Genomic DNA, 26475 nt, shown 5'->3' on the forward strand with positions numbered 1-26475 from the left:
AAGTGAATTTGATCTTAAAACTAATGCGAACAAGTCTAGGTTTCTAAAATTTGGAATCTTTTTTGTTATTCTTTGAAATCACGTTCAAATAAACCACAGACAATGAAAAAACTTTTTGTAATCGCACTACTTCTAACGCTCTGCCAATATACCATGGCTCAGCATGCCGGAAGATTTAGAATGGGGATGGACTTAGGCGCTGCTATTCCCAAAGGTGGTGGCATAGGAGCCTTGGTAAACTTAGAGCCCAAAGTCAACTTAAAAGACAACATGAATGTTGGAATACGATTTGGAATAGCTGGACTCGCAAAAGATGTGACCTACTATAATTTTACAGAAGATTATGAGGGGGAAATTTCTGCTAACATTTCTATTTCAGGCACCTTTGATTATTATTTCAATCAAGGGGGTACCCAATTGGCTCCCTACATAGGTGCTGGTTTTGGATATTACACTTTAAGCAGTGTTCAGATTAATAATGGGGATTTTGATGTGCCTGATATTTTCGGTGATCTAGAAGCTGATTTTAAATGGGCTCCTATGGTCAGAGCCGGAGTGGAATTAGGTAAGTTCAGAATGGGTGCAGAATACAACTTCGTCCCAAAAAGCAACTTACAAAATGCCTCAGGAGAGGTCATTGGCGAGGCAATCAACCAATATTTTGGATTTACTCTGGGATTCTATGTTGGTGGCGGAAGATGGAGAGGAATGTAAGGGTTAAAACCTAAAGTTTGAAAGAAAAAAAACGGCTGTTACTTAATTGGTAACAGCCGTTTTTGTTTGAAGTATCACGATTAATTCCTAGCTCCAGCGAGTAAATAGAGTACAGCCATTCTGACTGCCACCCCATTCTGAACCTGTTCCAGAATAATAGCATGCTCTGAATCAGCAACATCTGAACTCAATTCCACACCTCTATTGATGGGACCTGGATGCATGATTACAATCTCTTTATCCAACTCTTCCAACATTTTTCGGTTAATCCCATAGTAGAGTGAATATTCTCTTAAGCTTGGAAAGTATTTGATTTGTTGCCGTTCCAGCTGAATCCTCAAGACATTCGCCACATCACACCATTGAAGTGCTTTTCTCACATCCAGCTCCACCTTTACCCCTAAGCTTTCTACATATTTTGGCAACAACGTGATTGGACCGCAAACCATGACTTCTGCCCCAAGTTTTTGAAGGCAGAAAATATTGGAGAGTGCAACTCTGGAATGAAGTATATCTCCAATTATGGCCACTTTCTTTCCAGCAACGTCTCCAAGTTTCTCTTTAATAGAGAAAGAATCCAACAATGCCTGGGTTGGGTGTTCGTGGGTACCATCTCCGGCATTTACAATATTTGCCTTCACATTTCTACTTAAGAAATGAGGAGCACCTGGACTGGAATGCCTCATTACTACCATGTCCACTTTCATAGACAAGATATTATTCACGGTATCTACCAGGGTTTCCCTTTTTTTACGGAAGAATTACTGGAAGAGAAATTCACTACATCAGCAGACAATCTCTTTTCTGCTAATTCAAAGGAAAGTTTGGTTCTGGTCGAATTTTCAAAAAACACATTGGCGATGGTAATGTCACGCAATGAAGGCACCTTTTTAATGGGCCTGTTGATCACTTCTTTGAAATTTGCCGCTGTTTCTAATATCAATTGAACATCACTTTCTGTGATGTTTTTAATTCCTAACAGGTGTTTGGTGCTGAGTTGAGACATGATTAATTTTTATCTTTCTCTGTGATCCAAATTGCGTCTTTTTCGTGCCCTTGCTCCTTCCATTCTACAATTACATATTGGCTTTCAAGGGTATTGATCCGAATACCGTAGTAGTCTGGCCTAATAGGGTAATCCCGGGTAAGTTTTCTATCGACAAGCACCATGAGCTCTACTTTTTGAGGCCTACCAAAAGCAATCATGGCATCCATGGCAGCTCTCACTGATCGACCTTTGTAAAGCACATCATCTACCACAATCACCTTTTTGCCCTCCACCAAAAAATCAATTTTGGTTTCGTTGGCCTTTAGCGGTAAATCTCTTCTACGGAAATCGTCTCGATGGAATGTAGCATCCAAATAACCTGATGGTACTTTGACTCCTGAAATTTCTTCAAGCAGGGAAACAATCTTATCAACCAGCAATGTTCCTCTGGGTTGTAATCCTAAAAGTACTGTATTTTCGAAATCGTCGTGATTTTCGATGAGTTGATGACAGAATCTCCTCAGGGTGATGGCAATCTGTCCTTCGTCTAAGACTAGCCTTTTTTGCATGGGTAAGATTTGGGGGTAAATATAGGAAGAATTTCTAGTCTAGAGACTCTTCTGGCTGGTACAAATCACCATCTACCAAAATTTTGGTGGCAAAGAAAACATCTCGAACCTGTTCTTTCCCACTTTCATCTTGATATCTAATTCTCTGATTTCCACTTAGTAAAAAATACCGATCATACCAGTGGACAAATTTCAAACTTTCCGGGTCTGTATCTTTGATACGCTCATTTTCCTTAATAAGCTCTAATTCAAAGTGCTGATTTTCAAGTATTTTTTCTCCATTTCTAAAAAACTCAACACCACATCCAAATTTTCTACATAAACATGGTAGACATCATCTCCCACCACCGCCATTTCTCCAAATGGCTCGGAATAAGTGGTAGTAAAATCATCGTAGGTATTTGAATTATCCCATAATACATTCCCTTCCTTCGCAACTTTCGCAAAATGAGCTGACACATACCTAAATTCAGTTGACACTTGAAAATTACTATTGTAGGGATAGGTATTTTGATAAAAAGGGTCCGCAAAATAAGGGGTATAGCCCATCCTGTTTATACGATCATAGCGATAAGCACTAGATGCTGAATACACCCCAGGCCGAGTATTTCCTCTCGAATTAACCATTGTGTAATGATCAAAATAAACCACATAGGAATCATCTGTAGTGTATACGTCTCGGATAGAATAGATATTTCGAATCGTTGGGACTTTCTCCTTTTCAAGATTTTTAATCACCTCTGCATCCCTCCTTTCTTTATCCTTTTCATCGAGGTAATTAAAAAAGTTAGGAAAATCTTCTAACGTATATTTTTTGAATTGATACTCTCCAAATTCGTTGATATCCATGATATACATCCCCAAGTACACATCTCTTTTATCATACCCATAAGCGCCGATCATGGCCTGTTGGTATTCTGACATTGGCAACAACAAGCCATCTAGGATATCCTCATCTGAATTCCCAAAATTATCAACTTTGATTTCCCTCATTAGATTTCCTTGAAGATCATAGGTGTTCAGCAAAATCTCTTTTCTTCTATTTTTTACCTCCCTACTGATCACAATTTCAATTTCCTTCAACTCTGGAATTTTCCGAAGTTGTAATACTTGGGTATTAGGATTATATATCCCCTGTACGGTCTGAACGGAATTTAAATTGAGATCAAAAATTTGGAGCACTGGGTTTCTTTCTGAAATCCCTAAAAATAAAGCCTTGTCTTCCAGCACTAAAAACTCCACCAATTCCATATCCAATAAATTATTGGCATCTATCTCCAATCCTTTATTGGTTTCCAAATTGATTTTAAAAATATATTTATCCGAATTTATTGAAGACCCTTTTTGCAATAAAAGGAACAAGAATTCTTTATCTACATCAAATCCGACGATATCAAAGCCTTCTTTTACCGGGAATTCAATGACTCCAGTACTATTCAGGTCAAAGTCACTTTTGAAATACTGTAACTTCCTCCTGAAATTCAGACCTTTTTCGGGAACGGTGCGAAATGCTACCAGCCCATCTTCAAGTCTGGTCATTTCAAAATTTGGCTCATACATTTCCGAAGGCACTTCAAGTCGCTCAATGAACTTTACCTGTGCCCATACCGAACCAAAGAAGAATAAAAAAAACTTGTTAAGGATAATTTCATGAACTCATCTTAAGGATAATATCAAATTCGTCTTTTTGAAGAGACATTACAGAAAGCCTTGTTTGTCGCAACATCAACATTTCCGATAAGGCATCTTTTGATTTGATTTCTTTTAATGAAACGGGATTATTCAAGTCCCTGTTCACTTTCAATCTTACGGCTAACCAATCCTTATTTGTCGGATCTGGAAAACTTACCTCCGAAACTTCTGCTATCCCCACTACAGCTTTTTCTTTCCCACTATGATAAAACATCACCAAATCCCCTAACTTCATATCACGTAAAAAGTTACGAGCTTGGTAATTCCTCACTCCATCCCAAACATCTTCTTTCTTTTTTTGAAATCTTCCCAGGAATATGCCCCAGGCTCCGATTTTACCATCCAATAATTCATTTCTTAAGAATTAAATTTCAATTTTAAGTTAAGGTTTCGACCTTTAATTTGAAACAATAATTGAAGACATTTGTCTCATTCCAACATATAAAGAAAAGATTTTGAACCACAAGACTATCCTGAAAAAATTAAAATTATGTATTCAACTCATGGAGCTTCATGAGGAGAACTCGTTTAAAATAAGAAGTTATCAAAGTGCGCTCAATTCCCTAGAACGTGGAGACCAAGATTTGATGGACCTAAGCGAAGAGGAATTACAAAAAATACCCGGTGTCGGAAAAAGTATTTTGGAAGCGATTCTTTCTTTAAAGGAAACAGAAGCATTCCCTGCCTTGGAAGAACTCCTGGAAAAAACTCCTTCAGGCGTATTGGAAATCCTTCAAATAAAAGGACTTGGCCCTAAAAAAGTTAAAGTACTATGGCAGGAAATTGGAATTACCAGCACCCATGAACTGATGGAAGCCTGTCAATCCGGTAAAGTTGCCAAAACCAAAGGGTTCGGAGAAAAACCCAACAGACCATCATTGAAAATCTTGAATTTAAAGCCTCAAACGAAGGAAAGTGGTTGTATGCAGATGTAGAAGAAACCATTATAGCGTTATCGAAAGAATTAGAAGAACTTTATCAGGGATCAGAAATTGGGCTCGTTGGAGATTTTGCAAGAAAAATGGAAATCATTTCCTCTGCAGAATGGCTGATTGGGATGGAATCTTTGTTTGGGGGCAAGGAAAAGCTTAAAAATTGGGGCTCAATTACTTGGGACATGTCCGCTTCAGGACCATTTGCTTGGAGAGGAAAAGTCAATGACCTGGACCTTTTGGTAAAAGTTCACTTTTGCAGCAAAAAAGAATTCGTCTGGAAAAAATGCTTCTCAGTTCCTCCCCTACTTTTTTGAGTGAACCGGTCACTGAAAAAGAAAATGTGGGTGATCTCCTCAATAAAAAAGACTATTCCAATGAAGAAGAGTTTTTCCAAAATAACAAGTTGGAATTTATCCCTGTCGAAATGCGGGAAGGTTTGGGAGAAGTTTCCTTGGCCAAAGAACATAAGATCGGAAAATTATTGGAGGACTCAGATTTAAAAGGAATTCTTCACAATCATTCAACCTATAGCGATGGAAAGCATGGCTTAAAACAAATGGCAGAATATTGCCGAGATTTGGGCTATGAATACCTTGGGATTTCAGATCATAGCCGCACTGCTTTTTATGCAGGAGGACTGGAAGTGGAGCGTATCATCAAACAACACCAAGAAATCGATGAGCTAAACAGGGAATTGGCACCTTTCAAAATTTTCAAAGGAATAGAAAGTGACATATTACCAGACGGAAGTCTGGATTATCCTGATGATGTCTTAGAAAGCTTTGACTTCATCGTTTCTTCTATTCATTCTATCTTGAACATGGATATCAAAAAGGCTACAAACAGATTGTTGACAGCCATAGAAAACCCATACACCACCATTTTGGGACATCCCACTGGTCGATTATTATTGAGAAGAGCCGGGTATCCTATTGATCATAAGAGCATCATTGATGCATGTGCAAAAAACAAGGTGGTCATAGAAATCAATGCCAACCCTTGGAGATTGGACCTTGATTGGAGATGGGTCCGATACGCCATGGACCAAGGAGTCATGCTTTCAATCAATCCAGATGCCCATGAAATGGATGGATATTCGGACATGAAATATGGAGTATTGACCGGTAGAAAAGGTGGCCTCACAAAAGACATGACTTTAAATGCGTTTTCGCGAGAAGAAATTGACTCTTACTTTTCCGAAAGAAAGGCCTCGATTAAATCTAAAAGCAAATAATCTCAGTCTTCGCATTCTTTACCTATCTTCGCCTTTCAGTTAAGAAATCAATTATGAAGTGGACAAATCAGCCAGACACTGTATTATTGGAAAGGTCATTCCTTTTTGGAATAGTCGGCATAGTTCTGGGAACTCTATCAATATTAAATAGTAAGTTTTATTTGGTTGACGCTCCTATGGGTCCATTAAATGGGGTGAGCTTTTCCTTGCAACTGGTAGCGATCAGCTTAGCTATTTTGGTATTAAGAAAAAGGAAAGTCGACCCAAACATAAAAGAGAAAGCTCAAAAAATGATCGTGGTTTTAGCGGTCGCTTTTTTGTTTTTTATTCTTTCTATGTAATCTCAATTCCAACGAAACTAAAAAACCCCGAATCATTACTGACTCGGGGTTTTATTTTATGCTTAAGACAAAATTAATCTGCCTTTTCTTTCTTTTTATTTACTGAAATCGTCAATTCAGAACCTTCACCAGGGTAATCAGCTGTGATGACATCCCCTTCTGACAAATCACCTTTTAGGATTTCTTCTGCTATGGCATCTTCCAGGTATTTCTGAATGGCTCGATTCAATGGACGTGCACCATATTGTTGGTCATATCCTTTTTCTGCCAAGAATGCTTTCGCCTTATCTGTCAGCTCAATTTGATATCCAAGATCAGTAATTCTGGAGAACAGCTTATTCAAACTGATATCGATGATTTTGAACAAATGCTCCTGGGTCAATGAATTGAACACCACAACATCATCCAAACGGTTCAAGAACTCTGGACTGAAAGCCTTTTTCAAAGCGGACTGAATAGTAGACTTAACCACATCATCCATGTTATCCTGTTTTGCTTTGTTAGCAAAACCGATTCCTGCTCCAAAATCTTTCAGATCACGAACCCCAATATTAGAAGTCATGATAATAATGGTATTTCTGAAATCTACTCTTCTACCTAATCCATCTGTCAATATTCCATCATCCAATACTTGTAAAAGGATATTGAATACATCTGGGTGCGCTTTTTCGATTTCATCAAGTAAGACTACGGAATAAGGCTTTCTTCTTACTTTTTCAGTAAGCTGACCACCTTCTTCATATCCAACATACCCAGGAGGTGCTCCTACTAATCTGGATACGGAGAATTTCTCCATGTATTCAGACATATCTATTCGTATTAAAGAATCATCTTTATCGAATAGGTAGGTGGCCAACATTTTAGCCAACTCAGTTTTACCAACACCTGTTGGTCCTAAGAAAATAAAGGAACCAATTGGCTTTTTAGGATCTTTAAGTCCAACTCTAGTTCGCTGAATTGCCTTCGTTAATTTTTTGATGGCTTCATCTTGACCTATTACTTTTCCAGCCAATTCCTCATTCATGTTGAGCAGTTTTGCTCCTTCATTTTGAGCGATTCGCTTCGCTGGAATACCAGTCATCATTGCGATCACCTCTGCAACATGCTCTTCATCGACTGTAAATCTTTTGGACTTACTTTCTTCTTCCCACTTGATCTTAGCTGCATCAAGTTGCTCTAACAACTTCTTCTCTTTATCTCTCAACTGTGCCGCTTCCTCATATTTCTGAGATTTAACAACACGATTCTTTTCTGTCTTGATGTCTTCTACTTCGGCTTCCAGTTTCAAAATATCTTCTGGAACATGAATATTGTTGATATGCACTCTTGCCCCCGCTTCATCTAAAATGTCAATTGCCTTATCTGGCAAGAAACGATCAGAGATATAACGATCAGACAATTTCACACAAGCATCAATGGCTGCATCAGTATAATTCACATTGTGGTGATCCTCGTACTTATCCTTGATGTTATTCAGGATTTGGATCGTCTCTTCAGGTGAAGTAGCATCTACCATCACCATTTGGAAACGACGAGCCAAGGCTCCATCCTTTTCGATGTATTGTCTATACTCGTCCAATGTAGTTGCTCCGATACATTGGATTTCTCCTCTGGCCAAAGCCGGTTTGAACATATTGGATGCATCTAATGATCCAGATGCTCCTCCAGCTCCCACAATAGTATGGAGCTCATCGATAAACAAGATCACATTTGGAGATTTTTCCAGCTCGTTCATCACTGCTTTCATCCTCTCCTCAAACTGACCTCTATACTTCGTACCTGCAACCAAAGAAGCAAGATCCAAAGTCACTACTCGCTTGTTGAATAAGACTCTTGAAACTTTCTTTTGAACAATTCTAAGTGCTAGACCTTCCGCAATGGCAGTCTTACCAACTCCTGGCTCACCGATAAGAATTGGGTTGTTTTTCTTTCTTCTGGAAAGAATCTGAGCCACTCTCTCAATCTCTTTTTCCCTACCGATGATTGGGTCTAATTTATCATCCTCCGCCATCTTGGTGAGATCACGGCCAAAATTATCCAATACCGGAGTTCGGGATTTTTCAGCACCTGCTTTTGAACTGCCAGAACCACTTCCTGTAGAACCAAATAATTTGGATCCATCCTCATCACCATCCTCTGCTTCTGCTCTTGCTCTAGGTGAGGCACCTCCATCGGATTGCATCTCCAACATTTCTTTTACAGAGTCATAATTGACATCAAATTTATTTAATATCTGAGTGGCAATGTTATCCTCATCTCTAAGAATGGAAAGCAATAGATGTTCTGTACCAATAAGTTGGCTTTTAAATATTTTGGCTTCCAAATAGGTAATCTTCAACACCTTTTCTGACTGTCTGGTCAGCGGTATGTTGGCCATATTTTTCACATTGTGATTTGCGGTACCTTTTACAGCTCTTTCGATCGCTCCTCTCAATTCATCCAAAGGCACTCCTAGTTTTTTTAGAATGGAAACAGCTACACCTTCTCCCTCTCGTATCATCCCCAGTAAGAGGTGTTCCGTACCAATATAATCATGTCCCAGGCGAAGCGCTTCTTCACGGCTGAGAGAGATCACCTCTTTAACTCTGTTTGAAAATTTAGCTTCCATTTAATTCCTTTCTGATTGTTTAATATTCCTGTACGTATGTTACCGAATTTGTTTTAAAAACACAATCCTTTTACGGATTGTTCATTAATTTTTTACAGAACTTAACAAAAGCTTTTTAGCTTCTGTTCCCATGCAAAACAACAGATCCAGAACACTTAAATTTGGCTCAAAGTCTGAGCCAAAAAGTTGTGTATAGGGTACAGGCGAATAAAGTTCCCGCTCCAAAAACGAGCTTGAGGGCCTAATTTGCCCTCTTATGTCCAAATCCACCTGTTCTTCATCCAGGTTTTGACATACAGTCAGCTTGCCAGAACACCTCAAAAGCTTGAGACATATTGTCAGTATTTCATAGTTTAAATCCCATAAACTGGCATGTTTTTTACCATAAACAGGCTCGAGATATGGAAAAAAATTCAAAAAAGGTGCTTTCCCATAGGCCGACTGGATTCCTCTCACATGAATTTTCTGCCAATTCTGAGAATAATCTATCGAAACTTTGTTTAAAGGAAGTCTAGGCCTCCTGCCTTGAATGGGTACACTTAGGGTTTCAACTTTATTTGCCAAGCGAATTCTAGTCCTATTTAGGTATGATTGCCGTTGGTATAATTCATTAGGTGAAATGAGGATGTCATCTGCATCAACGACAGCCGTAAAAAACTCAAGGCATGGGATAAAATGTAAGTCAACTGCGACTCTCTTCATAAATCTGGATGTACTTTTTCTAATTTTAAGGGGGAAACCTCCAATAGGATTTAGATGATATCATCCACATTTCCCAACCCCTGTCTTACTATATCCACTTCATCTCCCAAGCAATCAAGTATAGTGGAACCCACATTTTGACCATATCCACCATCGATTACTATATCTACCAAATGTTCATACTTTTCGAAGATCAACTCTGGATCTGTGCTATATTCGATTACCTCATCTTCATCTCTAATGGAAGTAGATAACAAGGGTTGTCCTAACTCCTCCACGATCATTCTCGGCACTGAATGATTTGGAACACGGATTCCTACGGTTTTTTTATTGCTATGCAAAATCTTGGGGACTTGGGTATTCGCTTCCAAAATAAAGGTAAAAGGACCAGGAAAAGCCTTTTTCATCATTTTGAAAACTGGCTTTGAAATCACTTTCGTGTATTGGGCGATGTTACTGAGATCTGCACAGATAAATGAGAAGTTATGCTTTTTGGGGTTGATTCCTTTGATTCGGCAGATTTTTTCTACCGCTCGTACATTGGTGATATCGCAACCCAAACCATAAACAGTATCTGTCGGGTAGATAATCACTCCCCCATCCCTTAAGATATTTACGATTTGACTTATCCTTCTGGGATCAGGATTTTCTTCATACAAACGAATAAATTCAGCAGCCATCAGTTAATTTTTAGCCTAATTGGTATTCTTACTTCGAAAAGCCTGCCAGTTTTCTAAAAGTTCATTATAAACTGGAATATCAGCAGGTGCCCAATTTAACACACTTAACTCTTCTATTTCCAGCCAATCGACTCTCTCATGCTCTAAAACACGGATTTCTCCTGATTTCCAAGTACATATAAATGGAATCAATTCAATTATTTTTTCTTCAGAATAGGCATATTTAGAAACTGTCAATTGGAAATCTATAGTAATCTCCATCCCCAACTCCTCCTTGATTTCCCGAATTAAGCTTTCTTCTGGACGTTCACCTTGCTCAAGCTTTCCACCTGGGAATTCCCAGAATCCGGGTTGGCTCATGGAAGAAGAACGTTTGGCCACAAGTACTTTATTTAAGTGAATTATGATCGCACAAGAAACTGATATGGTTTTCATGGAGTTAAATATAAAGGAAGGAAAAAGATTCAAAGTAGGAATTAACAGGTAATTCCTAGGAAAGGATTTTTCCCTATTTTTGAAGCGAAATGCAAACAGATAAAAAGAATAAACTATTCCTGGTATTGATCATCTCCTTTTCGGTGTTGGCCATATCTATGTCCTTTTACTTTTACCAGGTCTTCTTCAGCCCAAATGCTTTATTGGAAACCGAACAAAGCTATACGCTGAAAATACCAAGTAATGCCACTTTCAAAAAAGTGAGCAATCAGCTGTATGATGACAAAGTGATCAATGATGTGGTAAGCTTTTCATTTGTTTCTAAGGTAATGGGATATCAAGAAGCGGTGAAGCCGGGATTATATATCATCAGTCCAAAGATGACCAATATAGAATTGGTGCGACATCTTCGCTCAGGTAATCAAGCACCAGTTAGAATCACATTTAATAACATCCGAACCAAAGAAGATCTTGCGGAAAGGATTACCAAAAACCTGGAAATTGATGAAGATCAGTTTTTGAGCCTGATAGAAGACTCTGTTTATATTCGAAAGTTTGATTTCGATGAAGAGACCATCATGAGCATGTTTATCCCAAACACCTATGAAGTTTGGTGGAACACCAGCCCTGAGTCTTTATTTGATCGAATGTATAAGGAGTATCAAGCGTTTTGGACTGCAGAAAGGAAATCCAAAGCTGAAACCATTGGACTCAGTCCAAAGGAGGTTAGCACATTGGCTTCGATTGTCCAGTCGGAAAGTCAAAAATCCGACGAACGACCTAAGATTGCTGGAGTCTATTTAAATAGGCTTCGCTTGAATATGCCCCTACAGGCAGACCCCACTCTGGTTTTTGCTTTAGGAGATTTCACAATCAAACGAGTGCTGAATGTGCATAAGGAAATTGAAAGCCCTTACAATACCTACAAATATCCAGGGCTTCCTCCTGGGCCAATCAATTTGCCAGATATTAACTCTTTGGAAGCTGTATTAAATGCTGAAGATCACAAGTATCTTTATTTCTGTGCAAAAGAAGATTTCTCTGGTTATCATGCCTTCGCGACGAATTTAGCACAACATAATGCCAATGCGAGAAGATACCAAGCTGCACTGAACGCTGCCAAAATTTATTAGAATGTATACTTCAGAAACACAAGTTCGAGTAAGATACGCCGAAACTGACCAAATGAGTTATGTGTATTATGGGAATTATGCCATGTATTTTGAAGTAGGCCGTGTAGAAGCCATGAGAAATATCGGGTTTAGCTATAAGGAAATGGAAGAAAATGGAGTAATGATGCCGGTACTTGAAAGTCATTACACCTACCTTAAACCCGGAAAATACGATGAACTTCTAACCATTCGTACCACCATCCCGACAATGCCTGGGGTAAAAATTAAATTTGAGTACGAAGTATTTAATGAACAAAATGAACTGATTACCAAAGGCTGGACTTCTTTGGCCTTTTTAAAAAAAGACAGCCATCAGCCTACAAGACCTCCACAGAATTTATTAGCTTTATTAAATCCATATTTTTAGAAAAAGCAACTTGTGGTCAAAGAAAAGATTCGACTATTTCAGAATCGCCTGGAAGAAAAGGCTAAGTATTTTCAAAAGGTCCATTTTGGAGATCCAGATAAAAACCTATATGACGTAGGACGGATTTTCATACAACAGCTTCAAAAGGATGACATAGTAGAAAGAGCGGGCTCTGTAGCATTTAGCTTTACCTTGGCGCTATTTCCCTTAATTCTCTTTCTTTTAAACATTGTCCCTTATTTACAGGACATCTTCCCCATCGTTACTACTCAAAATATCCTGAATTTTGTTCAGGAAATATTACCTGGTGAACTGTATTCACAAGCAGAAACCACGATTATGGATATTGTATCCAGACCCAGGCAAAGCTTGATTTCTTTAGGTTTTTTCTTTGCTCTATTCTCTTCCACCCAAGGGGTGGTATCTATGATGAATTCTTTCAATTCCGTTTATCAAACCAAGGAAAATAGAGGATTTTTTCAATCCAGGATCATTGCTGCAAGTATCGTTTTTCTATTGGTTTTGACCATTGTAGCAGCAAGCACGGTGATGATTTTGGGTAGTGTGATCATTCAAAGAGTTGATGAACTCCAGGTATTTAATTCTGGATTTATGATTTTCCTTTTTACTACCTTAAAGTTTCTAGTGCTATTGTTTATGTTTTACATAGCGACAGCATTTATTTTTAGGTTTGCTCCCGCTGTACATGATAAATGGAAATTCTCGTCTACAGGAGCAATATTGGGTGGTTTGTTGATTACGTTAGGGTTTTATGGTTTTACTTTTTACCTCAACAATTTCGCCAGTTACAATAAACTATATGGCTCCATTGGAACTTTGATCGCCTTGATGCTTTGGTTATTGATCACTTCATTGATTGTATTGGTTTGTTTTGAAGTCAATGTTAGTCTGGACTTAGTGGAAGAAGAGAAGAAACTCAGGGAATTTGAGGAGGAAGAGGCCTACGAGCCTATCATTACAAAAAATAAAGATTAGTAATTCTTAGACTTTTTATTTAGGTAATTGAGATGAAATTCAAAGGGGAATAGGCCATGGTTTTTGCATGTACTCTACACCATTGAATCAAAAATCGAATGGTGCAGCCCTTAGGATTTAACGCTAGAAAAATTTTCTCTCAAAGAATCAGTACCTTATAATAAAAAGAAACAAACTGTTTTGTAATAAATCTGAATTCTTCTACTTTTGCAATCCTAATCAGGGGATAAAACCTGATAATGACCTAGAGGAGTGGCAGAGTGGTCGTCCCGATAGCTATCGTGGATCGGCGGTCTGAAAACTTCAAAGTCAATTAAAGTCCACATAGAGGAGTGGCAGAGTGGTCGAATGCGGCGGTCTTGAAAACCGTTGTACCGCGAGGTACCGGGGGTTCGAATCCCTCCTCCTCTGCAGCAAGCCTGATACTGAAAAGTGTCAGGTTTTTTTTTGTACTAACCGATCTAATCTCCAATCCATATTAACTTATAGTTAGGAGATTGCTATTTCTTTTGGAGAAAGCCTCTTTCCCTAAAAGAAACTTTTATCTTGGAAAACAATTATTTAAAAGCTTTTCTGTATGAATCATTCCCCATTTAAACCGTTATTCTGTTCATTTCTTTTCTGTTTTTTAGTTTCCGAATCCTTTGCTCAAGAACCTGCTCCTTACACAGCTCCAATATTTGATATGGATTGGAGCAAACCCAGTGTATACCCTGATCGAATCATCATTAATTTCGGAGCAAATCCAGCCAGCGAAATTAGTGTTACTTGGAGAACCAATGAAGAAATCGATACTGCTTATGTTGAAATTGCTAAAGCCACAGGTGATCCCAAATTTTGGGAAAACAAAGAGACTCTATTAGCCAACACGGAGGTTTTAGATGCCGACACCATCGAAACTGCAGAAGTATTGGCCCACTACCATTCCTTGGAAATAAAAGACCTAGAACCTAAGACTATCTATGGATATCGTGTTGGGGATGGAGAGCGATGGAGTGAATGGTTCCAGTTTGAAACTGCCTCCGACCAATTGGATGATAAATTCTCCTTTTTATATGTTGGCGATGCCCAAAATTACATTTTGGAACTCTGGTCAAGGCTTATTCGGGAAGGATTCAAAACTGCTCCTGACGCTAAATTTTTCATACATGCTGGAGACTTGGTCAATACTGCCCATAAAGAGCAGGATTGGCACGAATGGTTTACTGCAGGAGGTTTCATCCATAGTATGATCCCTGCTGTTCCTACCCCAGGAAATCATGAATACAGGGCGAAAGATTCTTTAGAAAATGCTGCCAAAGAAAGAAGTTTATCCATTCAATGGAATCCACAGTTTACTCTCCCTCAAAACGGACCAGAAGGGCTGGAAGAAACGGTCTATTACATGGATTACCAAGATGCAAGAATCATTTCTTTAAATAGTAACCGTGAATTGGAGGTCCAAGCTGAATGGTTAGAAAACTTACTGCAGAAAACTACTCAAAAATGGATCATCGTCACCTATCATCACCCCATGTATTCTGCTTCTTCAGGAAGAGATAACCCCACCCTAAGAGAAATCTGGAAACCAATTTTTGACAAATACCATGTGGACCTTGCCTTGCAGGGACATGACCATAGCTATGCTAGAGGAAGGGTCTCACCTGGAGAAAATGTATTAGAAGGGGTAAATCTTAGAGATCAAACAGGAACTGTTTACGTGGTCTCCGTCAGCGGAGGAAAAATGTATGACGTAGGCGGAGACTGGACAGACCTTGGCGCGACCAAAGATCGAAGTGGAGAAAACACCCAATTATTTCAGGTCATCACAGTAGAGGGAGATCATCTTCTTTTTGAAAGCTTCACCGCAGTAGGCGAATTGTATGATTCATTTGAATTGATCAAGACCGAAGATGGTCCAAATAAATTTATTGAGCTACGGGCAAAAGCTATTAATGAAAGGATAGAACCAGAAAATTAAATCAGCCCCTATTTTAAGAATAGGATTGAAAGCATGCATTCTATTTCCTAAATATCCAATATCCATTCAACCACTCATCCATTGAAGGAATAGGTTCAACAAGGAATCAAAGCATCTTAAGGTTTAAAGCATTTGAATCTTTTATATTTGAGGGCTCAAAAAATCAGCATTTAATAATAAAGTAACCTATTACCATTTTAGCATGACTAAAATCAGAGTTCCAATTTTAAGCACCTTATTGCTTTCTTTACTTTTGGTTGTTCCAAATACAAACCTGCCACCACGTTAGATAATGATGAACTGAAGGCCTACTTCAGCCCTTCCAATGTCGACCCTAGCAATATCCCGGCAGACAGCACTCTACTTGACATGACCAACATTGCAGGCCCAGATATCGTGCCGAGTCCTGCTTGTTTGGCTGTGAGCCCCACTGGTGAAATTTTCGTGGGAGTTGATATGATGGGTTCTTTGGGTAAAGAGCCTGGAAAAGGAAGTATTGTCAAGTTGATAGACCGTGACAACGATGGGGATTATGAAACTCATATTGAGTTTGCAAAAGCAGACAACCCACGTGGTATCATGCCTGTAGGAGATCAAGTCTTTGTTCTGCATACGGTGTTCAACGAAACTACCGGGGAAGCGGAAAGAATGGATTTAGTGGAGTTTGTTGATAAAGATCATGACGGTGTTGCTGACGGTCCTGCAAATCCTTTGATCAAAAATATTTGTTCTCCAGAATCATTAAGAAGCAGAGGAACGGACCACGCTACCAATGGTATCAGAATGGGTATCGATGGATGGATCTATGTAGCGGTTGGTGACTTTGGCTTCCATGAAGCAGAAGATAGAAGTGGCAAAAAGATGACCATGCTTGGTGGTGGAATCGTAAGAGTTCGACCTGATGGTACAGAAATGGAAGTGTATGCACACGGTACTAGAAATATTTATGATGTGGCCATTGATCCATTTATGAATATCTATACCCGAGGAAACACCAATGATGGAGGTGGGTGGAACATTCGCTTTATCCATTATGTCCAAAGTGGAGAGTATGGCTATCCTAGCTTATTTAAAAACTTTACAGACGAAATCATTCCTGCATTAGCTGACCTAGGTGGTGGTTCGGGAACAGGTTCATACTTCATGGATGATGACCGTTGGCCAGCGGAATTCAATCACGTACCGATGATGGCTGATTGGGGCAGAAGCCAACTATTCATTCACAGAGTAACTATGGATGGACCTGGTTTCACCCAGCAAGATGAACGGTTCATCAAACTTTCACAGATCACCGATGTGGATGTGGATGGATCAGGAAGAATGTTCTTGGCTGCATGGGATGGTGCAGGTTATAAAGGAAGCCCTGAAAAAGGATATGTAGTAAAAGTGGTTCCAAAAGATTGGACTTACGAAGCATTTCCTGATTTGAAAGCTGCCTCAGTCGCTGAACTTGGAGAATTGTTGAAAGCAGGTAATTCAGTGACTCGTTTCCATGCGCAGCAAGAGCTTTTAAAAAGACCCTGGACGAAGCAGCTATGGAGTCTTTGAAAATTGCACAAGACAAAACTTTACCGCTTCAAAATCGAGTAGCTGGTATTTTCACTTATGCCCAAGCGGCATGTTCAAACGGGGTCGAAGAATTATTGAAGCTTAGCGAAGAGGATAAAATCCGTGAATTCGCGTTAAGAGCCCTTACTGATCGAAAATCTTGTTTGAGCAATGTTCCTAAGGAGCCTTTTTTAGCTGCCGTGCATGATGCCAACCCAAGAGTACAAGTAGCAGCTATTGTTGGGCTAGGCAGATTGGGCAAAAAAGATGCAGCGAAAACATTGCTTGAAATTGCTGTTCCTGCTTCTGCAAAAATTCCTCAACCAGGGATAGAAGGTCCTCATGCCACTCCAAATTCAGACATTATCTTACCACATTTGGCGGTGAAGTCTTTGGTGGAACTAGATGCTATAGACGCGACGGTTGACGCCATCAAGACAAATCCCAAATTGGCACTTTGGACCTTAAGGTACATGCATGACCCGAAGGCAGTTGAAGGCCTGATGAATGCCTATGATGGATCAAGCGACCAAGAATTAAAAGATGAAATCCTAAGCACATTAGCTAGACTTTATATGGAAGAAGCTCCATACGATGGCAGTTGGTGGTGGAGTACCAGACCTGACACGCATGGTCCTTACTATAAAGGTATCACTTGGGAATCTTCTGATAAAATCAAATCATTCCTAGTTCAGGAATTTGAAAAGTCTAATCCTTCCAAAAGAATTTCTTTGCTGGATTAAATGATCGCAATAGAATGGAAATCTCTGAATTGGGAACCGTTTCTGAGGAAGTAATTATCGAAGAAAACCTACAGGTAGACTTTGAAGCTATCAAAAATAAAAAAGGTCAGGTAGGAGAATCTTCTATTGAAGATGTGATCTTGGCAGTCGCAGCTATCAAAGGTGATCCTGTTAAAGGAAAAGCATTATTCACTAGCCAAGGCTGTATTGCATGCCATAGCATCGAAAAGGGTGAAGTCATGAAAGGTCCATTTATGGGTCAAATTGGCTCGATCATGAATCGTGATCAGATCACGGAATCCATCATGAAACCAAATGCCTCTATTTCACAAGGGTTTGCTTCTTTTATGATCGACACCAAAGATGGGGATACTTATATGGGCTTTATCACTGCTGAATCTGCGGATGAATTAACTCTTCGTGATATCACAGGAAAAGCAACGACCATCCAAAAGAATAACATCAGAAGTAGAAAAGAGATGGAAAATTCCATCATGCCTGCCGGATTGGCCAATTCACTTTCATTTGAGGAATTAGCTTCATTGGTAACTTATCTCCAGCAACAAAAATAAACTTCAGGTTATTTTAACTTGAAAGGTCTCAATGGCAAATGCTAATTGAGACCTTTTTTTGTCTTGATCTATTCTCATCCTTAAAAACATGATATAAATCACATCTAACGCTGATTAAAGGCACCCCCTATTAGGCCCTTGCAGGAGATTTCCTTGGTAATTTTGGAGCTAAATTTTATTGGAAATAATATGAATCAAGCTACCTCTCCTCATTCTTTTCATATTCCTGTGATGGGATTGGGATTTACTGTGGACAGTCCAATCAAAGTTGCCAAGTATGGTATCTCCAGTGTGATTTCCATCATGGATGATCATCTCCTGGAAGATATGAGAAGAATCTATTCTGAAAAATTTGATCTTCCTTATTCTCCTATTTCCGAAAAAGAAGAAGATTTCAAAGCCAAAAGAACAACTGCATTTCTAGACCTGACCAAATTGCTGGTGGACAAACAAATCCAGGAAATCAAAAATGCTATCCCCGAGAAAGGTCAATTATTCCAAAACTACATCGAACTACTTGCTGAAGCTCACCCTATGAAGCAATTTGTTCAGGGATTAATGCATCAAGACTTTTCCCCTCAACAGGTGGAAACCATAAAATCTATGATTCTGCCCGGGGCAATTGATGTCAACATCATGACCAAGGTGGACAAGATGAATTATGATCAAAAAGGTGATTTACTTCCAAGAGAATACTCAGATGCATTGGCAGCTCTTAGAGGTTTTGCCAATAGTAAATTATCCAGCTCTGTCATCTTTTCTGCAGGACTAAACCCTGCACTCTATAGTTATGCAGAACAATTTGATTGCTTTTTCCCTAGGCCTGAACATCCAAATTCCAAAAGTATTATTCTAAAAGTTTCTGATTACAGATCCGCCTTGATACAAGGTAAATTTCTGGCTAAAAAAGGGCTATGGGTTTCAGAATTTAGAATTGAATCAGGATTGAATTGCGGAGGCCATGCATTTGCCACAGATGGTTTGTTGGTCGGCCCTATTTTAGAAGAATTCAAAACCAACAAAAAAAGACTTCAATCTTCATTGATGGAGGTCTACGAGAAAGCCTTAGAAGCAAAAGGAATAAGTTTGCCACAAACTCCTGGGATAAAAATCACTTACCAAGGTGGAATTGGAACTTCCAAAGAAGATAGCTTTTTAAGAAATTATTACCAATTAGACGGGACAGGTTGGGGAAGTCCGTTTTTATTAGTTCCTGAGGCAACTTCAGTCGATGAAGACACCCTTCAGCGAATCTTGAAAGCAAAAAAATCAGACTTTTACCTGAGCAATGCTTCTCCACTTGGAGTCCCTTTCAACAATCTAAAAACCAGCAGTGGAGAGGATCAACGCAAACAAAGGTTAGAGCGAAACAGACCTGGAAGTCCTTGCTATAAAAAGTTCTTGTCGTTTAGTACAGAGTTTACTGATAAACCTATTTGTACAGCATCCAGACAATATCAAAATCTGAAAAGTAAGCAATTTCAAAATGGTGAAATATCAGAAAAAGAGTGGAAAGAAGTGGCTGAAAAAGACTGCTTGTGTGAAGGGTTAAGCGCTCCAGCTATTTTATCCAATGGTTCCACTTCAAGGAGAAACCTAAATGCAGTGACCATTTGTCCTGGTCCTAACTTAGCTTATTTCAAAGGCACCTTTTCATTAAAGGATATGGTGTCTCATATATATGGAAAATTGAATCTCAATCTGGATTCAGAAAGGCCTCATGTATTTGTCAAAGAAGCCCAATTGTATGTCAACCATTTGAAGAAGGAATTTCAAAACCTTATCGCTAGTCCTTCTAGCAAGCAAGAAAATTACTTGGACAAGTTTCAAAAAATCTAGACCAGGGAATTGAGTATTACCAACAATTAATTCAAACTGTACAGCTAGATTCTGAAGAGATGCTTGAAAAAATGAAAGTTCAATTAAAAACTCTTCAACAGGAACTCAGTGTATTAAAACCCACATTAGCCTAATTGAATATCATATCCCTGTTTATCTTAAGCAGGGATATTTTTTTACAATATTTTTTTCATAACCTTCTAAAATCCTGCATGTAGATTGGCTAACCTACCTAAAAATTCTACTTTAGAAGTTAGATTAGATTTAATCCTATCAGATGCCCATATACCTATTCAAAATGAAAAGACCTATTTATTCTATTTTACTAGCAGCAAGTGTTATTTTTCTTGTTCAAAATCACAAAAATCTGAACTTTCGGATGCCCAATATGCTCAGTTATCGGAAGAGGAAAAGAGAACTTCCAAACACGCTCTTGATGGTATTGTAGTGGAAGATGATCGGCTTGAATTGACGCTTTTTGCTTCCGAACCCATGATGATCAATCCTACCAACATGGATGTAGATGATCGTGGAAGAGTTTGGATTACAGAAGCTTATAATTATAGATCTCACTTAAACCCGAGAAATCCAACAAAAGAAGAAGGAGACCGAATCTTAATCCTGACAGACACCAATGGAGATGGTGTGGCAGACGAATCAAAAGTATTCTACCAAGGAAATGACATCAATGCCGCATTAGGGATTGCGGTATTGGGAGAAAAGGTTTACGTTTCTGTTAGCCCCTATGTTTATGTTTTCACGGATGCGGATGGAGATGATGTGCCTGAGAAAAAGAAATTCTGTTTGAAGGAGTTGGTGGAGTTCAACATGATCATGGAATGCATGCTTTCACCTTTGGACCTGATGGCAAACTTTATTTCAACTACGGGAATGAAGGTAAAGGTATCCATTATGCAGATGGCTCCCCCATTCTGGATCCTTTAGGAAGGCCAGTGAACAGTGAAACACATCCCTACCGTGAAGGAATGGTTTTCCGAATGGATCCTGATGGCACGGATGTGGAAGTACTAGCCTGGAATTTCCGGAATAATTATGAGGTAGCAGTGGATAGCTATGGCAGAATGTGGCAATCTGATAACGATGATGATGGAAACAGAGGCACCAGAATAAATTACGTGATGGATTACGGGAATTATGGGTTCAAAGATGAAATGACTGGAGCTGATTGGAGAACCAGAAGAATCAACATGGAAGATTCTATCCCATTGCAACATTGGCATTTGAATGATCCAGGAGTAGTACCCAATATGTTACAAACTTATGCGGGTTCCCCGACTGGAATTCTGGTCTATGAGGGAGATTTATTACCTGATGAATATCATAACCAACTCATTCATTCTGATGCAGGCCCAAATATCGTAAGAGCATATATCACAAAACCTGATGGAGCTGGATTTTCAGCGAGCATCAAAAACTTATTGAATGGAAATGGTAGAGACAACTGGTTCAGACCATCGGATGTGACAGTAGCGCCTGATGGCTCCCTATTCGTTTCAGATTGGTACGATCCAGGAGTCGGAGGCCATGCCATGGGAGACCAGGAAAGAGGGCGAGTTTATCGACTGGCACCAAAGGGGGTTGATTACGATTTGCCAAAACACAATTATAACAACATTGAATCCTTGATTTTTTTGCTTCAAAACCCGAATAGAGCTACTCATTTTAAAGCATTTATGGCCTTGGTAGAAAAAGGAGAAGAAGCGAAAGAGGCCCTAGAGAAATTATATACTGATGGGGACTCCAGAATGAGAGCAAGAGCTTTCTGGGTATTGACAAAATTACCGGAGGGAAACAATTTCATTCAATTAGCTTCTTCTGATCCTGATCCAAATATTCGAGTGGCAGCTGTTAGAGCCTCAAGAATCAATCAGCTAAACGATCCTGATTTCCTTTTACGAATGGCGGAGGATGAAAACATTCAAGTAAGACGAGAAGTGGCTTTGGCCATCAGGTATCAAAAAAATGAGGATGTTTGGCTGAAATTAGCCGCTTCCTACCAAAGTGGGGATCGTTGGTTCCTGGAAGCACTAGGGATAGCTGCAGATGGATTCTGGGATGAGTATCTAAGCGCTTATTTAGCAAATAAGCAGGATTCTTGGATGCAAATTCCTGAAGCAACAGATATTGTATGGAGGTCAAGAAGCAGCCAAACTTCAGAATTATTAGGAAAAATCATCCTCTCTCAGCCTGGTAGAAATAACCTGCGCTACTATAGAGCCTTGGACTTTCAAGAACCAAATAGTAAAACTAAAATCTTGAAATCTCTATTGGCATCTGCTCCTGAAGAAGATCAGCTAATCATTTTGAGACAAATCAATTTTGATCCTTCTTCCCCAGACAGGGAGTTGCTTGCTTTAGCAAAGAAAACAGCAGGAGACATCGTTGATGATCGCGACTTTCTGGATATCGTCAGCAAATACGGTATTTCGGATCAAAAAGAACGGTTAATGTCACTTGTATATCAATCTGAAAATAATCGTCATTCTCAAATGGCGGCAAATATTTTCGCATCGCTTTATGGTTTGGATGATATCAAAAATGAGTTTGACACAGGAGATCAAGTGAAAATCGTCACTGCCCTCGAGAAGTTTGGGACCATAGACAATGAAAATATGGCCAAACTTTTGGCTCAATATTATACCGATGAATCCAAGCCAGTAGAAATTAGAACGGCAGCAATGGAAGCCGCCAAGGGATATAATTCCGAACCTTACTTAATGGAATTGGCCAAAGCTGGAAAAATACCTGCGGATGTACTTCCGATTGCCCAGAAAATCCTCCTTTCCTCATGGAATGGGAATCTCCGTGCGGAAGCCAATGAATTGTTTGGAGACGCAGCTGGAAAAGAATATGACATGACAAAATTAGTGGCCGCAAATGGGTCAGTAGAAAATGGAAAAACCATCGCTTCCAATTATTGTCTTGCTTGTCATAAAATAGGAAATGAAGGGATTGATTTTGGGCCAGGTTTATCTGAAATCGGAGACAAGCTTTCTAAAGAGGGGCTTTTCAATGCCATCATCAACCCTTCTGAAGGAATGGGATTTGGCTATGAAACCCAATTAATAAAAATGAAAGATGGAACGGAGTTTACTTGTATTGTCAATTCCAAAACGGAAAATGACCTGATTGTGAAATTGGTGGGTAGTAGTGAACAAAAAATCTATAAACTGGCTGATGTAGAAAGTGTGACGCAATTGGATGAATCATTAATGCCAAAATTCCCACTATCGGAAACAGAATTAGTAGATCTGGTAAGTTATCTGGAAACATTACGAAAATAAGTTTCCAAAAAATCGGTTTTCAAATCCCAGTTTATGAAAATAGGCTGGGATTTTGTTTTGGAATAATTCAATCAGTTCAAATCTTTATTCCTCTTCCACCACCATGAAAACACTACTTTTTGGCCTCTTCTTTCTTTTCCTTTTTAAAAACAGCACCGCACTAAGCCAGGATAAAAATGTTATTTATGAATCTGAGACGCTTCAGATTGAACAGATTGCGCCACATACATTCGTCCATATTAGTTACCTCAATACTGATGATTTTGGAAAAGTAGCCTGTAATGGGATGATCGTGATTAACCAAAATGAAGCCTTGGTTTTTGACACACCAGCCAACGGTGAAGCAAGCCATGAATTAATTAGCTGGTTAGAGACTGAGCAAAAAGTAAAAGTAAAAGCGGTAGTTGCTACTCATTTTCATTGGGATTGTCTGGGAGGACTAAATGAGTTTCATAATAAAGGAATTCCTTCTTTTGCATCCGAAAAAACCATAGAATTGGCAAAAGCAGCTGCTTATCCAATTCCCGAAAATAGCTTTAAGAATAAATTAAAACTTCAGGCAGGAAATCAGAAAGTAATCAATCAATTTCTGGGAGAAGGTCATACAAAGGACAACTTTGTTTCCTACGTCCCTTCGGATCATGTCATTTTTGGAGGTTGCATGATCAAAACTCTAGGAGCTGGAAATGGAAATTTGGAAGACGCCAATGTTGCTGCCTGGCCTGAAACAGTAAAGAAAGTTAAAAGCACCTTCCCGAAAACTCAGGTTGTCATTCCAGGTCATGGCAAAATCGGAGGAGTTGAATTGTTGGATTACACCATCGAGCTGTTTTCAAAATAACTAAGTAAAGATTTTCCTGTCATCAGAATACTTGATGATTTCTTATGGTTGTTTAACTCGAATCCTTTAATGCAACAATGTTGCATTAAAGGATTTTCCTTGTACCTTTGGAATTCAATCAAGCAAGAAATGAGACAGAATAGTTTTGAAGTTATCATTATTGGCGGGAGCTATGCAGGATTAGCGGCTGCCATGGCATTAGGCAGGTCTTTGCGTCAAGTATTAGTCATCGATGCGGGTGAACCCTGCAATAAGCAAACTCCACATTCACATAATTTTTTAACACAAGACGGGAAATCGCCTAGAGAAATTTCTTCCATAGCCCGGGAACAAGTGGAAGCATATCCAACAGTCCAATTTACCTCAGACTTAGCGGTAGAAGGAAATAAGATGGAAGAAGGGTTCGAAATTAAAACGAAGAAAGGAAGCATCTACAAATCTAAAAATTGATTTTGGCAACGGGAATTAAGGACTTATTACCTGCTATTCCTGGATTGAAGGCTTGCTGGGGCATTTCTGTTATACATTGCCCCTATTGTCATGGTTATGAAGTAAGAAACCAAGCCACAGGGCTTCTGGCCAATGGAGATTTTGGATTTGAGTTTGGTAAAATGATTACTAATTGGACCAAAGACCTAACATTATTTACCAACGGGAAATCTACACAAACTGAGGAACAAACCTCCCTATTACTTAGTAAAAACATCAACATGATTGAGACCCCAGTAAAAGAGCTATCCCATCAAAATGGAGCGCTGAAATCCGTCAAATTGGTTAATGGAAATGCTGTTCACTTAAAAGCGTTATATACCAAACCAGATTTTGAGCAAAGTTTAGGGATCATAAGTTCCCTAGGTTGTGAGTTGAAGCAAAATGGTTTCATTGAAGTGGATCAATTCCAAAAAACAACGGTTGCTGGAGTTTATGCATGTGGAGACAATACGAATATGTTTAGGTCAGTTGCCTTTGCTGTTTCTTCAGGCAACATGGCTGGAGCAGCTTGCAATAAAGAATTGATTGACGAATCCTATTCATTATAAAAAAATCAGCCGTCCGGAGTTGATTTTAAATCCGAACGGCTGAAAACTTTTGGATTAAGAGGGTTAAGAATTAATGTTCGACCGCTTTTTTGATCCCATTGTAAACATCCTCTTTTAATTTCATATCTCTATCAAATGGCAAGGGGTAATTGGTTCTACCTCTCACAGGGAAATTATTTAACCAGGATTTACCATCATACAATCCCCAAAAAGTAACCCGGCTGATTTTATCTTTATGCTTTTCAAATAATTTGAAAATTTCTTCATATCGTTTCGCAAGTTGCACCTTTCCTTCCGGTGTGATTCCTTCTTTGTAAGGATTGAATTCAGGAGAATTAGCATAATTGATAGTTAAATCTGCCCCTTCTGAATTTCTTGGCCTTGGCAACACGTCCACATCTAATTCAGTGATCGCCACTTGAAACCCAGCCTCAGAAATCTCTAAAATTCCTTTTTCAATTTCTTCAATGGTTGGTCCATTGACTGTATAATGTCCTTGCATTCCTATTGCATCGATGTGAATTCCCTCTGCCTTCATTTCCTTGGCAAAATCGAGAATTCCTTTTCGCTTGGAAGCTCTCCAGACATTGTAATCATTGTAATAAAGTTCGGCTTCCGGATCTACTTCATGTGCCTTCTTAAAAGCAGCTTTGATAAAATCTTTTCCTGCAATTTCAAACCATTTGGATTGCCTAAAAGAACCATCTTCATTAAATGCCTCATTGACCACATCCCACCCTTTTATCTTTCCTTTGTATCGACCCATCACTGTTTCGATATGAGCTTCCATTCGATTAATCAGGGCCTCTTTATCAAGTTTTTCTCCAGTCTCGCTTTCAAAAACCCAATTCGGTACCTGCTGATGCCAAACCAAGCAATGCCCAATAGTAAAAGCTCCAAGTTTTTCTCCTAATGCCACATATTCATCTCCAAATTGAAAGTTATAAGTTTCGAGTTGGGGATGAACCAAAGCCCACTTCAATCCATTTTCCGGACTCAAGCTATTAAAATGGGAACTAATCAAGGCATACTCTTGAGTAGCCTCGGGAGCAACCTGCCGTGAATTCAAAGCCACCCCTATGTAAAAGCTATCTTCAAAAATATCTTTCAAACCTTGCTCATTGGGTTTTTGAGCCGTCAAAAGCATGGCCATTGCTATCAAAAGAAACGTATTTTTAATCATAGGTTCATAGG

At 39.1% G+C, this 26475-nt stretch carries 21 protein-coding genes, 1 tRNA gene and 3 pseudogenes; 15 read left to right on the forward strand and 10 right to left on the reverse strand.

What is annotated here, in order from left to right; genetic code table 11:
* The first annotated feature begins 102 nt into the window (after nucleotides 1–102).
* Nucleotides 103–714 carry a hypothetical protein gene (locus V8V91_RS09085; protein WP_373399780.1) on the forward strand — a complete coding sequence of 204 codons (612 nt, stop codon included), beginning with the start codon at nucleotides 103–105 and terminating at the stop codon, nucleotides 712–714.
* Between the two features lie 80 nt (nucleotides 715–794).
* Here V8V91_RS09085 and V8V91_RS09090 read toward each other — a convergent pair.
* From V8V91_RS09090 to V8V91_RS09110, 5 genes and pseudogenes are all read right to left on the reverse strand, one after another.
* Nucleotides 795–1720: pseudogene (locus V8V91_RS09090) on the reverse strand (aspartate carbamoyltransferase catalytic subunit).
* Nucleotides 1721–1722: 2 nt separating this feature from the next.
* Nucleotides 1723–2271 carry a bifunctional pyr operon transcriptional regulator/uracil phosphoribosyltransferase PyrR gene (gene pyrR / locus V8V91_RS09095; protein ID WP_074226448.1) on the reverse strand — a complete coding sequence of 183 codons (549 nt, stop codon included), beginning with the start codon at nucleotides 2269–2271 and terminating at the stop codon, nucleotides 1723–1725.
* 34 nt (nucleotides 2272–2305) lie between these two features.
* Nucleotides 2306–2467 carry a hypothetical protein gene (locus tag V8V91_RS09100; protein WP_373399781.1) on the reverse strand — a complete coding sequence of 54 codons (162 nt, stop codon included), beginning with the start codon at nucleotides 2465–2467 and terminating at the stop codon, nucleotides 2306–2308.
* A gap of 47 nt (nucleotides 2468–2514) precedes the next feature.
* Nucleotides 2515–3810 carry a transcriptional regulator gene (locus tag V8V91_RS09105; RefSeq protein ID WP_373399782.1) on the reverse strand — a complete coding sequence of 432 codons (1296 nt, stop codon included), beginning with the start codon at nucleotides 3808–3810 and terminating at the stop codon, nucleotides 2515–2517.
* Nucleotides 3811–3919: 109 nt separating this feature from the next.
* Nucleotides 3920–4309, reverse strand: a complete 390-nt coding sequence (locus V8V91_RS09110) for an EVE domain-containing protein (RefSeq protein ID WP_373399783.1) — start codon at nucleotides 4307–4309, stop codon at nucleotides 3920–3922.
* Nucleotides 4310–4466: 157 nt separating this feature from the next.
* Here V8V91_RS09110 and V8V91_RS09115 point away from each other — a divergent pair.
* Both V8V91_RS09115 and V8V91_RS09120 read left to right on the forward strand, forming a co-directional pair.
* Nucleotides 4467–6132, forward strand: a pseudogene (locus V8V91_RS09115) (helix-hairpin-helix domain-containing protein).
* Nucleotides 6133–6185: 53 nt separating this feature from the next.
* Nucleotides 6186–6473, forward strand: coding sequence for a hypothetical protein (locus V8V91_RS09120; RefSeq protein WP_373399784.1), 288 nt, complete (start codon nucleotides 6186–6188; stop codon nucleotides 6471–6473).
* 73 nt (nucleotides 6474–6546) lie between these two features.
* Here the strand turns inward: V8V91_RS09120 and V8V91_RS09125 are convergent, their stop codons facing one another.
* The 4 genes from V8V91_RS09125 to V8V91_RS09140 all read right to left on the reverse strand — a co-directional run bounded on the left by V8V91_RS09125 (nucleotide 6547) and on the right by V8V91_RS09140 (nucleotide 10898).
* Complete coding sequence (locus V8V91_RS09125; protein ID WP_373399785.1) at nucleotides 6547–9081, reverse strand: ATP-dependent Clp protease ATP-binding subunit; 2535 nt, start codon at nucleotides 9079–9081, stop codon at nucleotides 6547–6549.
* An 84-nt stretch (nucleotides 9082–9165) separates the two neighbouring features.
* Nucleotides 9166–9783 (reverse strand): WbqC family protein, encoded by a 618-nt coding sequence (locus V8V91_RS09130; RefSeq protein ID WP_373399786.1) that lies wholly within the window; start codon nucleotides 9781–9783, stop codon nucleotides 9166–9168.
* Between the two features lie 50 nt (nucleotides 9784–9833).
* Nucleotides 9834–10463 carry an L-threonylcarbamoyladenylate synthase gene (locus tag V8V91_RS09135; protein WP_373399787.1) on the reverse strand — a complete coding sequence of 210 codons (630 nt, stop codon included), beginning with the start codon at nucleotides 10461–10463 and terminating at the stop codon, nucleotides 9834–9836.
* A gap of 15 nt (nucleotides 10464–10478) precedes the next feature.
* Entirely contained in the window at nucleotides 10479–10898 is a 420-nt protein-coding gene (locus V8V91_RS09140) for a (deoxy)nucleoside triphosphate pyrophosphohydrolase (protein ID WP_373399788.1), read from the reverse strand.
* Nucleotides 10899–10987: 89 nt separating this feature from the next.
* On the opposite strand from V8V91_RS09140, the gene mltG reads away from it, so the two are divergent.
* The 12 genes and pseudogenes from mltG to V8V91_RS09200 all read left to right on the forward strand — a co-directional run bounded on the left by mltG (nucleotide 10988) and on the right by V8V91_RS09200 (nucleotide 25281).
* Entirely contained in the window at nucleotides 10988–12031 is a 1044-nt protein-coding gene (gene mltG, locus V8V91_RS09145; RefSeq protein WP_373399789.1) for an endolytic transglycosylase MltG, read from the forward strand.
* Between the two features lies 1 nt (nucleotide 12032).
* Nucleotides 12033–12437: a thioesterase family protein gene (locus V8V91_RS09150; RefSeq protein ID WP_074226439.1), complete on the forward strand. Its 405-nt coding sequence runs from the start codon at nucleotides 12033–12035 to the stop codon at nucleotides 12435–12437.
* Nucleotides 12438–12449: 12 nt separating this feature from the next.
* Nucleotides 12450–13433, forward strand: coding sequence for a YihY/virulence factor BrkB family protein (locus tag V8V91_RS09155; RefSeq protein ID WP_373399790.1), 984 nt, complete (start codon nucleotides 12450–12452; stop codon nucleotides 13431–13433).
* Nucleotides 13434–13759: 326 nt separating this feature from the next.
* Nucleotides 13760–13844 (forward strand) — tRNA-Ser (locus tag V8V91_RS09160).
* Nucleotides 13845–14118: 274 nt separating this feature from the next.
* Nucleotides 14119–15393, forward strand: a complete 1275-nt coding sequence (locus V8V91_RS09165) for a fibronectin type III domain-containing protein (RefSeq protein ID WP_373399791.1) — start codon at nucleotides 14119–14121, stop codon at nucleotides 15391–15393.
* A gap of 300 nt (nucleotides 15394–15693) precedes the next feature.
* A pseudogene (locus V8V91_RS09170) lies at nucleotides 15694–18256 on the forward strand (c-type cytochrome).
* 189 nt (nucleotides 18257–18445) lie between these two features.
* On the forward strand, nucleotides 18446–20095 hold the full coding sequence (locus V8V91_RS09175; RefSeq protein WP_373399792.1) for a hypothetical protein: 1650 nt from the start codon (nucleotides 18446–18448) through the stop codon (nucleotides 20093–20095).
* Nucleotides 20096–20314: 219 nt separating this feature from the next.
* Nucleotides 20315–21040: a hypothetical protein gene (locus V8V91_RS09180; protein ID WP_373399793.1), complete on the forward strand. Its 726-nt coding sequence runs from the start codon at nucleotides 20315–20317 to the stop codon at nucleotides 21038–21040.
* Entirely contained in the window at nucleotides 20935–23400 is a 2466-nt protein-coding gene (locus tag V8V91_RS09185) for a PVC-type heme-binding CxxCH protein (protein ID WP_373399794.1), read from the forward strand. The genes V8V91_RS09180 and V8V91_RS09185 overlap by 106 nt, the downstream gene beginning before the upstream one ends.
* Nucleotides 23401–23503: 103 nt before the next feature.
* Nucleotides 23504–24241, forward strand: a complete 738-nt coding sequence (bla, locus tag V8V91_RS09190) for a subclass B1 metallo-beta-lactamase (RefSeq protein WP_373399795.1) — start codon at nucleotides 23504–23506, stop codon at nucleotides 24239–24241.
* Between the two features lie 129 nt (nucleotides 24242–24370).
* Nucleotides 24371–24691: an FAD-dependent oxidoreductase gene (locus V8V91_RS09195; protein ID WP_373399796.1), complete on the forward strand. Its 321-nt coding sequence runs from the start codon at nucleotides 24371–24373 to the stop codon at nucleotides 24689–24691.
* A 2-nt stretch (nucleotides 24692–24693) separates the two neighbouring features.
* Complete coding sequence (locus tag V8V91_RS09200; protein ID WP_373399797.1) at nucleotides 24694–25281, forward strand: NAD(P)/FAD-dependent oxidoreductase; 588 nt, start codon at nucleotides 24694–24696, stop codon at nucleotides 25279–25281.
* Between the two features lie 70 nt (nucleotides 25282–25351).
* Here the strand turns inward: V8V91_RS09200 and V8V91_RS09205 are convergent, their stop codons facing one another.
* On the reverse strand, nucleotides 25352–26464 hold the full coding sequence (locus V8V91_RS09205) for an endo-1,4-beta-xylanase (protein ID WP_373399798.1): 1113 nt from the start codon (nucleotides 26462–26464) through the stop codon (nucleotides 25352–25354).
* Nucleotides 26465–26475 lie beyond the last annotated feature (11 nt).

The organism is Algoriphagus halophilus, assembly GCF_041729275.1.
In the GTDB taxonomy this organism is placed as follows: Bacteria; Bacteroidota; Bacteroidia; order Cytophagales; family Cyclobacteriaceae; genus Algoriphagus; species Algoriphagus halophilus_A.